This window comes from Paenibacillus glucanolyticus NBRC 15330 (genome assembly GCF_004000885.1).
Lineage (GTDB): Bacteria > Bacillota > Bacilli > Paenibacillales > Paenibacillaceae > Paenibacillus_AQ > Paenibacillus_AQ glucanolyticus.
On sequence record NZ_BIMC01000021.1, the window covers coordinates 23,878 to 36,928 of the forward strand.

8 protein-coding genes and 1 pseudogene are annotated in these 13,051 nt (G+C 31.8%); all 9 read right to left on the minus strand.

The genetic code is table 11. From position 1 onward, the window contains the following. Window positions 1-2: 2 nt before the first annotated feature. Window positions 3-746 (minus strand): sugar phosphate nucleotidyltransferase, encoded by a 744-nt coding sequence (locus PGL02S_RS23140; protein ID WP_036642547.1) that lies wholly within the window; start codon window positions 744-746, stop codon window positions 3-5. A 66-nt stretch (window positions 747-812) separates the two neighbouring features. Next, a complete protein-coding gene (locus tag PGL02S_RS23145) occupies window positions 813-1,778 on the minus strand; it encodes a glycosyltransferase family 2 protein (RefSeq protein ID WP_036642549.1) in 966 nt (321 codons plus the stop codon). Next, window positions 1,775-2,185 carry a GtrA family protein gene (locus PGL02S_RS29150; RefSeq protein WP_036642551.1) on the minus strand — a complete coding sequence of 137 codons (411 nt, stop codon included), beginning with the start codon at window positions 2,183-2,185 and terminating at the stop codon, window positions 1,775-1,777. Before PGL02S_RS29150 ends, PGL02S_RS23145 begins: the two co-directional genes overlap by 4 nt. A gap of 309 nt (window positions 2,186-2,494) precedes the next feature. Then, window positions 2,495-3,874, minus strand: a complete 1,380-nt coding sequence (locus tag PGL02S_RS23155) for a DUF6056 family protein (RefSeq protein WP_036642553.1) — start codon at window positions 3,872-3,874, stop codon at window positions 2,495-2,497. 42 nt (window positions 3,875-3,916) lie between these two features. Then, entirely contained in the window at window positions 3,917-4,873 is a 957-nt protein-coding gene (locus tag PGL02S_RS23160; RefSeq protein WP_164762889.1) for an NAD-dependent epimerase/dehydratase family protein, read from the minus strand. A 1,087-nt stretch (window positions 4,874-5,960) separates the two neighbouring features. After that, on the minus strand, window positions 5,961-7,895 hold the full coding sequence (locus tag PGL02S_RS28915) for a glycosyltransferase (RefSeq protein ID WP_036639916.1): 1,935 nt from the start codon (window positions 7,893-7,895) through the stop codon (window positions 5,961-5,963). 21 nt (window positions 7,896-7,916) lie between these two features. After that, a pseudogene (locus PGL02S_RS28920) lies at window positions 7,917-10,736 on the minus strand (glycoside hydrolase family 99-like domain-containing protein); the annotation flags it as partial. A gap of 56 nt (window positions 10,737-10,792) precedes the next feature. Then, window positions 10,793-12,106 (minus strand): ABC transporter ATP-binding protein, encoded by a 1,314-nt coding sequence (locus PGL02S_RS23170; protein WP_051449191.1) that lies wholly within the window; start codon window positions 12,104-12,106, stop codon window positions 10,793-10,795. 21 nt (window positions 12,107-12,127) lie between these two features. Beyond that, window positions 12,128-12,916 carry an ABC transporter permease gene (locus tag PGL02S_RS23175; protein ID WP_036639845.1) on the minus strand — a complete coding sequence of 263 codons (789 nt, stop codon included), beginning with the start codon at window positions 12,914-12,916 and terminating at the stop codon, window positions 12,128-12,130. Between the last annotated feature and the right edge of the window lie 135 nt (window positions 12,917-13,051).

A 13,051-nucleotide genomic window follows, 5' to 3' on the forward strand; every position in this document is an offset into this window, starting at 1 on the left:
ATCTATAATTTCAAATTTCCAAATTCATCCCCAAAAACAATGTCTTTAGCAAACTCATTCGCTCGCGCTAATGAAGCATGGGTCCCGGCATCCGTCCACCACCCCTGAAGAATGTCAAATGAGAGCTCTCCATTAGCAATATATGCGTTATTTACATCCGTGATTTCCAGTTCTCCACGGGCTGAGGGTTTCAATGTTTTTACAATATCAAACACTTTGTTATCATACATATAGATACCAGTTACTGCGTAATCACTCTTAGGTTCTTGAGGCTTTTCCTCGATTGAAACAATCTGCTTCTCTTTGATCTCAGGCACCCCAAATCGTTTAGGATCGGGCACATGCTGAATAAGAATCTTAGCTCCATCTTTCTGTTGACGAAAATTATTCACGAATGGGGAAAGATCATCTTCGAACACATTATCACCAAGAATAACCACCATTTGATCAATTCCAACAAAAGTTTCAGCTAAATTTAGAGCCTGAGCAATACCACCGGCTTCATCCTGAACTTTGTAGGTAAAGCTAACTCCCATATCTCTTCCACTTCCAAGTAAATTGACCACATCACCCATATGTTCCTTGCCTGTAACGATAAGAATATCATGAATATCCGATTGTTTCAGTTTTTGTACAGCATGAAAAATCATAGGATATTTACCTACCGGTAAGAGATGCTTATTTGTTACTTTTGTTAATGGATAAAGGCGTGACCCAGTGCCGCCTGCCAAGATGATACCCTTCATTAAAATTCCTCCTAAGAATTCTTAAATAAAAGCAGTTGAATTTCAGTTCATACTTTATCTCTTCCATCAAACGTGGAAATGATTTGATTTATTATTTTCTGTACTCTCTTTTACTAAATAGATTGGACGCCTCTTAGTTTCCATATATGTCTTAGAAAGGTATTGCCCTACAATACCCATGCAGAAAAGTTGTATTCCACCAATAAAAAAAATGATACAAACTAGTGATGGATAACCTGCAACTGGATCACCAAATAGAAGCGTTTTTGTGACTATCACTAAAATCATAATAAAAGAAACTAGACAAAAAGCAAACCCTACTATCGAGGAAATTGCTAGAGGGGTTGTTGTGAAGGCAACAACTCCTTCTAATGCATAAATAAAAAGCTTCCAAAATGACCATTTAGTTTGTCCGGCAGCACGTTCAACATTTTCATATTCTAACCATTTTGTTTTATATCCTACCCATGAAAAGATCCCTTTTGAAAATCTGTTGTATTCTGCCATTTCCAATATAGAGTCTACCATTTGTCTTGTCATAAGCCTATAGTCTCTTGCACCATCAACAATTTCTATTTTAGATATTTTATTAATGATTTTATAGAAGGTTTGTGCAAAAAAGGATCTTAATTTCGGTTCTCCTAATCTAGTACTCCTTCTAGTTGCTACGCAATCAAAACCCTCATGTGTAATGCCCTCATACATCTCGATTAAAAGTGACGGAGGATCTTGTAAATCAACATCCATAATTGCTATAAGACCATCCTTTGAATAAAATGCATTTTCAAGTCCTGCATAAATAGCAGCTTCTTTTCCGAAATTCCTTGAAAAGGATATATATCGTACTCTATGATCACTAATACTCAATGATTTTAAAATATTAATTGTATTATCTTTAGAACCGTCATCAATGAATAAAAATTCGAATTCGTGTTCATACATTATTTCCGCAATTTTTGATATTTCATCATAAAACAGCGGTAGTGATTCTTGTTCATTATAACAAGGAACAATAATCGATATTAAGCTCATTTTTTGTCATTTCTCCTCATGTTAAAAACAATTAGTTTACTAAAAATATAATTAAACATAATGACAACCAAATTTATGATTACTTTCGATGTAAAGTTATCTGAATTAAAAAAATCAATAAACACAAACATTAATGCCATATCAAGGACACCTGATAACAATCTACTTATGATAAAAAAGGTAAATTCTCTAGTGACAGAAGCATTACTTTTAAAGACATATAATCTATTAGAAACATAAGCAAAAAGGACAGATACTATCCAAGCTAAAGCATTACTTATTAAATAATCAATATAAAGATGTAACATATAATATGTAGCAATATTTATAATTGTCGTTAAGACACCAATTATAAGGTACATAATTATTTCTTTATATTTTACAAATAAAGAAATTAACCAAGACATTATAGAATTATTCCTCTCAACAAATATACATTTACTTCACTCTGTCATGCATGATAGCTCCTAGTTTGTTTACCCCTATTATTATTTATTTCGGCGTTATTTCAGCGAGGTAATCTCCACTAAAAATCATATTGAATTTTTATTTTGTTTTCAGTCATCAATAATATCACTTCTTATTTATTGTAGCTTCAAAATTATAAATAATTATGTATTTGAAATTTCAGATTCCTTGAATATATCCAGCACTTAATAATTATGATATAATTTGAAATTTTTATTTCGATATTATAAAGCACCGTTCTGGCCATATTAGTTTTTTTGAAAATACACTATATTTTCTAGATGATAGTATCCAAAATACTGGTTATTACCCATAATATAATCTTCTCTTGTATTTAGGATTCTAGATGTTTGAGTTTTATATGGCTCTACTTTTACCAATTCGGATTTTTCAGACAAATATAGAATTTGTGATTCTCGATAAATAGCCTCTCTATTAAATTCATAATAAGCAGTATAGATTTGATATCCTTTATATATAGAGATACAAATCAATACACTTAGAATAAACAAGTCATAAATTTTCTTTAAGCTTATTGATAAGTCTTTATATATTGTAGAAAGTATGTTAGTACTTGCTATAATAATGGTAGTAATGGGTAACAAGAAAGCTCTCTTCTCAACATACGGTACCATTACAAGTACTATAACAGAGGCAAAGGATAGTAATACAATTAACAACAGTAAATATATATTTTTATGTGATATGTTTTGTCCTTTTAGGGATTTAACTTTAGACCAAATAAAATATAACACTAACAATAATGAAAAAAATATTAGAATATTAAAGTTTGTATCAACAAAACTAATTATAGTTTTTTGAAATCGAATAAAATACGTACTAAAATTAATTTCAGTTATACCATAAGCCTTTTTATAATATTCCGACCTAATTCTTGTGGAGGGTGAGATTAGTAAATATATAATACCTAGCAAATATAAAGCTGAGCTTATATACATCCATAAATATATCTTTTGTTTTTTTAATTTTTTCACAAGAAAAACGATAAAAATAAAACCAACAAAGGCAACTATAGTGTTTTCATTGGTCATACCACTCAAGAAACTTATTATATAATAGAGAATTAATAATTTTGGGCAATTGGTGAAAACATTTTCATTTTGCGCAAGCATTCTTCTAAAGGGATAACCAAATAAAAGCAATATAACAAGACTCCACAGATAATTTGCAGATCCCGTTTCCCAAAAAAATATTTCACCAAGTGCAGGCATGAACAAAACAACTAAAACAAATATTACTAGAATCGAGAAAGTATCTTGTTTATTTTTCAGGATTAATTTTCTATTAAACGCATATAGAAAAATCAAGTATCCATAAATCATCGTTAATATACTGTTACAAATATTAAATATATCTTTGTTAAAGGTCAGAAACACAATAGCCAATTGCTCACCAATTCTAGCATTCCAAGTTGTGGATTGAATATAAACCCTATCCACTATCCAATGAATAGAGTTTAAAAAAGAGAAGTTCTCTTTAGAATAAAATGACGGTGATAATGCAAAATCCTCACCAATCATCGGAGTATTATAGTTTATAACAAGCAAGAAAACAAATATTGCCAATGCAATAAAAACAGGAAACATTTTTTTTGTTTTATTTAGCATAAAGTGCCCCCTACTCCCTAAAGCTCAAATGAATTGTTGATATTATTTATGAATTTTAATATATACATCTAATCCTTTATCTAGTTGATATCTCGGTTGATACTTCAGTTCTGCTTTAGCTTTTTCAATTGATAAAACATTTTGTTGAACATCTATTCTCCTTGCATCTTTATACTCAATGATTGCTTTCTTGCCTAATTTATTCTCGATTGAGGATACTAATTCTATTAGTGAAGTTCCCTGACCAGTTCCTATATTAAAGACCTCTTCCTTTCCTGTGTAGCCTATTGTCCTAATAAAAGCATCAATTACATCGTCTATATAAACATAGTCCCTTACTGTATCTCCTGACCCATAGATAGTAATTGGTTCACCTCTTTTTATCTTATTCATCAAAATAGTTACTGCCCCCACACTTTTATCTTCTCTTTGTTTTAAACCGTAAGGGTTTGAAATTCTTAATATAACATTGTCCATATTGTGAAGCTTATTGTACATTATCAAAACTTTTTCGATAGTTAGTTTAATAACGCCATAGTTATTAATAGGTTCGGTTTTATGTTCTTCATCAATAGGGATATACCGGCTTTGGCCGTATACTGTCCCACCAGAAGATGAATAAACTATTCTGTTGATCCCTTTCTTTCTTGAAATTTCAATTAATTTCAATGTTTGTATTAAGTCCACCTGATAAGCTTCTAAATAATCCAATTGTGATTCAGCAGGACTCGTTGAACTAATTAAATGAATAACAGTATCTATATTTTCAAGCGAGTTTTCTAAATCCGAGTCATTTCTAAAGTCACCAATAATATATCTCACATTTTTGATATCTCCTATTTCTTTTGCAAAAACCGATATCTCAAAATCATTTGACAAAGCTAGACTCTTTGTAAGGTTATACCCTATAAAACCGTTGCCCCCAAAAATTAAACATCTGGTTCTTCTCAATAAATTCAAACCCCCACTATTAATTAAATGTTTCCCTTGCTTTCTCACTCGTTCTGAGATTTTCGAACGTCATCATTCCCAGAGAAGGTGAAGTTATCAAATTGACATCGATGAGCCGGTGACTGGATAGAGGAACGGATACTTCTCCCCATTAGTAGAGAATCTATAAGTGTAATTGGATATCATATACACCCTTCGCTACTTCGTACTTCATTTATCGTTGGTTTATTTTAAGTTCCCTGTAAGTATTATAAAAATATAAATGGGCCTACTATCTGTAACTAGGCCTCGTAACGGGCTAGAACTTCGTTTGCATGGAGCCATATGCAATTAGCGCTCACTGTATATAGTATAGAAATCATTTTAAACTTCGCTTCATAATATAAACTAAGCGTTACAACACTACTTGCCACACAGCTCGAAACCAGTTAAAACGCGAAGCTTGTTGGTTACTCTTTTCTTATCAGAGTTGCCCTAGACAGTGCGCCGAAACAGTCAGTTGGTCCTAACCACCCTGGCCCCCGACCTGGCAGAGCAAAAGGATGGTCAGTATCCTCTTGTCAAGGAAATTTGAGCTACACTAGCTCAAATTCCGTCACAATGATGTTGAACATTTCCAAAAGTATCCTAAGCTTAATTTTCAGTAATCCATTCAGTGAACCAACCCGATGAAAGTTATCACTGGATTCCAAGCACTTCGCAGCTCGTTTGGATTCACTAGCACGCTTTAAATCTTCCTTTCAATTAATCACCACTTCGCTGATACCTATTTAGCACAATCTCCTTTAGGGGTGGGAACATACATAGCCTAATCAGCCAAACTTTATCTTCAAGTCTAAAATTCATACTCCAAATAGATCGTTCAAACCATTTCTGTATCACGCGTTGGATTAGCCCGGGTTCACAATACCTTCTAGCGAAGATTCATCAGGATTTGAATGTCGGCACGTTAATCATAATTTCAGCTCACTGCATCCCTTACACCACTATTTTCTCGGCTGTAGTCGTTCTTAGATAACGAGATCCCCTAAAACTCTTGACTTTTTTTACATAATAAGTAGTTACAAGGAAGATTCTAACATCTATTCGATCCAGAAATTTCGCCATTGGCCATTTATAAATCATTATAGAATTTTTATATCTCTAAGTACTTACGCAAGTGTGCTTGATAAGAATTCACTTTTGATTTTACTTCACTTTCAATAGCATAAGTATTGTTTATATATTCTTGAACTCTAAGAACTTCGTTATAATGAATTAAATTGTTCTCACTCTTAGTAACACTATTAGTGTGTCGTCTATGATAATTTAATGATTTATCCGAGAAAGAAATTTTCCCTTTCTCAAGTAACCAAATATAAAACACCCAATCTCCTGCAATCTTATATTCTAATAAAGAATCTATTATTTCAGAGATATCAAATTTTTTAAAAACCACACCAGATACATTTGGAATAGTATTTTTAATAGATAAAGCTTCAATTATTTCTAGTTGACCCTCTTGAATATAAGACTCTTTCCATTTCTTCTGGTCAATATCCTTGGTGTAGTCTAAATAATCATTTGCTAATATTTTTCCTTTTTGGTCTATTTGCTTAGATTGGGAATAGCTTATTACAACTTCATCGTCATATTCAAATCCTTTCATGACTTCTTCCAAAAAAAGAGGATCTGATAAATCGTCAGCTTCCGCAATCCAAATATACTCACCTTCAACTACTGACAATCCTCTTGCCCACTGCTTAAATACTGACCCTGAATTCATCTCATTATATATTTTTTTTAATCTGATACTTTTTTCTGTATAAAATTCTTCAATCACTTCCTTACTACTATCTGTTGAACAATCATCTAATATAATCAGTTCATATATGGGATAAGTTTGATTAACAATAGTTTTAAGTCTTTCAGACAAATAGTTAGCATAATTATAGTTTGGAACAATAACACTAAGTTTATTATAATGATGACCTAGTAAGTCAAGCAGTTTATAAATATAGTTCGTAAAATAAAAATCCTTTTCAATTAATAACCTTGCAGCTCTCCCCTTAGAGATTCTTGAACTTTCATCCCCAATTAGAGTAGTAACAGCCTCTGCCATTTGTTTAGTTTCTAAGTAATCAACTAGCAGGCCTGTTTCCTCTGTTACAATATCCGAAAAACCCCCAGCGTCTCTAAAGCCAATAACGGGTACACCTACATTCATAGAATCCATTACTACAGAAGGAAAAGGATCTTCACGAGAAGTCATTAAATATATGTCAGCACCTGCATAATAAATATCTATTTCGTTTGTAGCTTCTAAAAATATTACATTTCGTTTCAATTCTTCACTTATAGCAGTTACAAAATTCGGTTCGTGATTACCAACCCAAACAAAATAAATATTGGAACTGTCATTTCTAACAAAGGAGGCAACTTCTGAGAATAAATCTATCCCTTTTCTTTTATCTGCATATCCAACCCCTAACACAATAAATGCATCTGTTGGCAGATCGATTTTTTTTCTAAGTTGTTCCCTTGCACTTTTTATATCATCCTTAAAAACATTTGATTTATATAATCCTTGCGGTGAAATGACTTGTTTATTTTCATCTACCCTAACAACATTATTAAATTGATCACATACATACTGAGAAGGAAATACTACTTTCTCAGCAAAGAGAGCTATTTTTTTAGCCTTATCATTTGCAGAATATTGCTTAATAACACCTGGTAATTCATGAATAAGTGAAATAAACTTAATCCCGGAGTTATGCAATTCCTCACCGATTTCACCAGTGATTACAGTGTTACAAATTGCACTTCTAAAATTCCGCTTGAGCAATTGTTTATAAACGTCTTGTCTCTCTTGTACTGTTATACCGTTTGATAAGACATGTACATTCCCATATTTTCTAAATTCCTCTAGTAAAACCCCCCCACTTATAAAAATCACTTCAATCTCATAACCAAAATCTAAACTTAATGATTTAATTATGTTTAGGGAAAGTATCTGGGCTCCATTAAAATGAGCATCATGAGAGACATATATTAATTTTTTTTCTGATTTTGTTTTTTCTTCTACCATCGCACTTCTAGTAGCCTCGAGATATGCGTATCCATATTTACGGTCTGGTTCTAAATGTGCACCTTCCGCCCATTCATTCCAAGCATTGATAAATACAAATTTATCATCTTTAAAAGTAGATCTTGTATGTTGAATAACTTTTTTTAGCCATCTTTTATAAAGATCAGGAGATGAATTATGATAAATCGTTGAATTATTAGGCTTCCTTGCCGTATTGTCCCAGCTTGGACACACACCTTTATATAACTCATAATCTACTTCTAATAAGTATTTTTCTTCTTCTACGAATTTCTTATAGTCGAAAATTAATCCGTTATATTCTGGATTTAGTATATTATATCTCTCATTTATAAGTTCACTTCCATATTCATGAATAGAATGAGGTGGAAATTCAACTAATCCATCCAAATCAAACTGAGTTGGATGCTTAATTCCCCACGAAACTCCCATGATATATATTTCACCAATACCAACAGAGATGCAATAATCCCTCCATACTTTTGAAGTTTCTTTAAAATCCGGGAATAATGCCGGTCTATACACAAGTATTAATGGTTTCCCGTTTATCTTAATATACCGATCATCTCTTAAATATATCAAAAGGTCTTCAATAAAAGCTAAATTGTCCTCCTTTGTATATTTCTGCTCCATTAAGATATCACTTTCTTCTCCATCCCATCTTCTTGACCAATTTTCATTAGCCCAGCATAAACAAAAAGGCATATCGATATGCTTGTTCTCAAGCAGTTGATCTACAGGTCTTTCCAGCAATCTTTTTCCTGAAAACCAATAATGATAAAAACAAAATCCAAAGATTCCATAATGTTTGGCCAATTCAACTTGTCGCTCCATTACATCGATTAGCCTAAGATCATAATAACCGAGCTCCCCCGGTAAATGGGGCTGATAATGCCCAACAAACTGTGGTACAGCTTTTGAGACATTAGTCCATTCGGTAAAACCCTTACCCCACCATTCATCATTTTCTTTGATTGGATGAAACTGTGGGAGATAAAATGCTAATAATTTAATATCGTCCTCTTGAAAATCATATTTCGTATGATTAAATGGAACATATTCTGTAAGAGCTTGTTTTGGAATATCATAAATCTGGTTAACAAATTGGGTCACATCATCCTTATCTTTTAAGTCTATTTCCTGATGATTCACCTCTTTAGTGATGTTTCCTGATGATTCCCAAACTTTATACATTTGGGTATTACCAATAATGAATCTGAGATTACTATACACAAAATTCTTGGCCTTTTGTTTATACGCATTTGGTACAAGCAGATAAATTGATCTAACTACACGTTTTATGATGCTTTTCAATGTTTGTTTACCCTTTCTTAAAGGACTTGTTATCTTCCAGGACTTCGAATTCATTATTTCCTCCAATTGCACATGAAGCTCTTCGTTGAAATTGTTAATGCTACCAATATGCGACAATAAATGGTTGTTATGAGCTTCGATACTGATATTTTTGTTCTGCAGAGCAGAATTTTTTTGGTGTAAAAGTTCATGTTGTTTTTTAAGATCTTCAAAATTATTTCCGAGAATTTTTATATAGTCCTCGTTCTTTGTAATGTATTCTTCTAGCTCAATTATCTTATACTCTTGTTGTGAAATACATTCATTAAGCGTTATAATATTTTCTTTCAAAAAATCAATTTTATCTTTTTGCTGATCCCGTATTTTAAATGCAATTTCAAGATCATTTTTCAACTTAAAATTATCAATACTTAAATGGTTAAGAAAATTATCTATTTCAGTTTCTAATACATCTAAAAACATACCCTCAAATTCAATATATTGAATTCCTTCGGGTATTTCCCTAATCAAAAAAAAGGGATCGGTAGTATAAAAAGTAAATGTGTTTAGACCGCTCAGTAATCCATTTGACTCCAACGCATCTATACTCATTAGATTTTCATTTTTTTCATTTGTACGATACTTAACTGATAAAAGCTGAACACGCTTGATTTTCCCTTCTAAGGGATCCCATCTCAACTCATTTTTTTTCGTAGAAGGCAGTTCATATCCTGCTTTGAAACTATTTTCAGAAAACTCAAAAAAAGAAGGTTTGATTTTTTCTTCTTCTGAAAAACCTTCACCGCTATTTATATAAAGATATTGATGTGGAAATGATAGTTTGTTAATAAAAGAGTATAGTTCAATATCATTTTGAACATAATAATTCTGTAAATTTAACTTAACGGTATTCATTGAAATCTGGACTCTATCTTGCAAATCCGAACATACAGCAATTAAATATCTTGATTCTAGTTGTTCACTCTCAAATTTGATGAGTTCAATTGGATTTAAAAAATCAGTTATTGTAGAAGCGAGATGAAAACCTTGGTCATAGGTTTTCACATAAGAAAAATAATTATTCAAAAAACTATAAAACTCTTCCTTGTAAAATTCTCTAATATGAAATTCGTTTCGATAATTTCTTATGTCCGAATAAACCTTTTTATTGGGTGTAGAAATAATTAATGTTCCTGAATCCTTAAGAATTCGCTTAACTTCAGTTAAAAACTTATTTTGATTAACCTCATCAATATGTTCAATAGTTTCAAAAGAAACTATAACATCCACACTTTTATCTGGAAGATTAATATTCTCTACTGTACTTTTAAAGAATTCTATATTATTAGTTGAATATTGCTCGTTTGCATAATTAATTGCTTCTTCAGACAAATCTATTCCGTATACAAACTTTGCTTTTCTAGCCATTAAAGCAGAACCGTAACCTACCCCACAAGCAGCATCCAATACCACTTTATCCTTAATTAAGGGTTCCACATTAAGGTATCTGTGATAATGTTCCATTTCCATCTCTATACCTAAATTTGAATTACCAATAAACCTTTCGCCAGTAAATTCCAAATTTATCACCTGCTTATTAAATTGATTTGATTCTCAGAATACTTAGTAATACTCCACTCGTTCTCAAGTTCTATTAAAGCAAGATTATATCCAGAATTCTCAATGAATATTTCAACTGCATTTTGATATAGTGCAAGATAACTGTGACTATCCTGTGTACCGTGAGCAATAGCTGGACTAACTAAATACTTTCCTCTCTGTAACTTGGGTAATTTTAAGGTGAATATACATTCATAAATTGTATTTTCAGTGACCGCTTTGATAACTTCTTCATTTATATAGTTATTTGTGGAATATACTACTGTTCCCTTTTCTGTTTCCATAGTAATTCCAAATAGCACATTTTTAAACACTCCATGAAATTTCCCATACATATGAATATCATAACTTTTCTCCGCTTCTAAAACAGATGTCTGCATGCCGTTTTCATCTGTAATAAAAAAGGACACAATTTCTGCTTTACCACTACCTCCTACTTCGTACCTATAATTTAATTTAGGAATATCTAAGGTAATAGACCTATTTTCGCTGTCAACTGTTGCATACTTTTGATTGCTGTATATTGAGGTATTGTAATCTTGCAGCAAATTATATTGCTCATTATAATATCTAATACAAACTTCATCTTTTTCTCCGTAAGCAATCTGTTCACCATTCGAAATCCATAATACTCTATTGCAAAGTTTTTTAATGGAGCTAATATCATGGGATACAAATAGAATTGTTATTCCCCGTTGTTGTAACTCCTCCAATTTCTTGAAACATTTATTTTGAAAAAACATATCACCTACTGACAAAGCTTCGTCAATAATTAATATTTCGGGATCTACATTAATCGCGACTGCAAAGGCTAACCTCGCATACATTCCACTTGAGTAATTTTTAACAGGTTGATTTATGAAATCTCCAATATCTGCAAAATCAATAACATCCTGCATTTTAACGTTCATTTCCTGTTCGCTGTAACCCATTATAGTCCCACTCAGGTGAACATTCTGAACTCCAGTATACTCAGGATTAAACCCGGCTCCCAGCTCTAACAATGAGAAAATTTTCCCATCGGTAAATAATTCCCCGCTTGTCGGAGTCAAAACGCCTGTTATTATCTTAAGTAAAGTGGACTTTCCAGAACCATTTTTTCCAATTATGCCCACAGTCTCACCTTTATTTACATCAAAAGAAATATCACTTAATGCATAGAAATCTTTATGATATTTTTTTTTGAAAGGATTTAAAACTTCCTTTAATCTATCGCTTTGTTTGTCATATAGCTTATAGCTCTTCGATAATCCACTTACTTTAATAGATTTCTCAATCATATCATTCATGCCCCAATCTTATTAAATAACATCTGCAAAATGAGGTTTTGACCTTTTAAAAACAGTCCATCCAACAATGAGTAATCCTAGTGTTATAAACCAGAATAAAAAAGAATTATATGAAGGTAAAAATTCTCCATCAAAAAGTAAAGTACGGTACCCTTCTGTTACATAAAACAAAGGATTAATTTCAAACAGGAATTTTAAATTGTTTGGTATTAATTCTGTAGACCACATAATAGGGGTCAACCACATTCCAAATTGCAAGACTATTGCTACAACTTGATTTATATCTTTAACGAAAACAGATATCGATGACGTTATAAAGACTATTCCAATAATCAAAAGGATATTGCAGAAAGTGTAGTATAAAAAGCCCAAGATTTTTATTATATCTAAGCTACCGCCATAGGAATAATAAATTAATATAAAAAGAATTATGAAAGCAACGTGAACAAAAAACGCAGAAAAAATCTTCACAATCGGTAAAATCCCAATATTAAACTGTATCTTTTTTACCAAATAGTTATACTCATAAAAACAACTAGTAGCGCTATTTACTGCATCAGAGAAGAAAAACCAAGGAACTAATCCTAAAATAAGCCACAATGCAAAAGGAACATCATTTGACACAGCCCCAACCCTAAGTCCCACCTGAAATACAAACCAAAACACAAAAGTAGTCGCAATTGGTTGGACGAATGCCCAAATAATTCCTAAGTATGAACCTACATATTTTGATTTGAAATCGTTAATTGCTAATTTAAAGATTAATCTTCTATTGTTGTAAAGCTTACTAAACAGATTCAAGTCAATACCTCCCTAATCAATTTCTATCAAAATAAATGAGCCAGGCTTAGGCGCTGACCCTAACGTTTTTTCTAATATAATTTTAGAACAACAAAGTTTTTGAACTGATAAAAGTATGCTAGAATATTGTCGTAT

Bases quoted from the DNA above. Each gene is read 5' to 3' on its own strand.
- PGL02S_RS23140 (WP_036642547.1), bottom strand. From the start codon at position 746: ATGAAGGGTATCATCTTGGCAGGCGGCACTGGGTCACGCCTTTATCCA.
- PGL02S_RS23170 (WP_051449191.1), bottom strand. From the start codon at position 12,106: ATGATTGAGAAATCTATTAAAGTAAGTGGATTATCGAAGAGCTATAAG.
- PGL02S_RS23145 (WP_036642549.1), bottom strand. From the start codon at position 1,778: ATGAGCTTAATATCGATTATTGTTCCTTGTTATAATGAACAAGAATCA.
- PGL02S_RS29150 (WP_036642551.1), bottom strand. From the start codon at position 2,185: ATGTCTTGGTTAATTTCTTTATTTGTAAAATATAAAGAAATAATTATG.
- PGL02S_RS23155 (WP_036642553.1), bottom strand. From the start codon at position 3,874: ATGCTAAATAAAACAAAAAAAATGTTTCCTGTTTTTATTGCATTGGCA.
- PGL02S_RS28915 (WP_036639916.1), bottom strand. From the start codon at position 7,895: ATGGTAGAAGAAAAAACAAAATCAGAAAAAAAATTAATATATGTCTCT.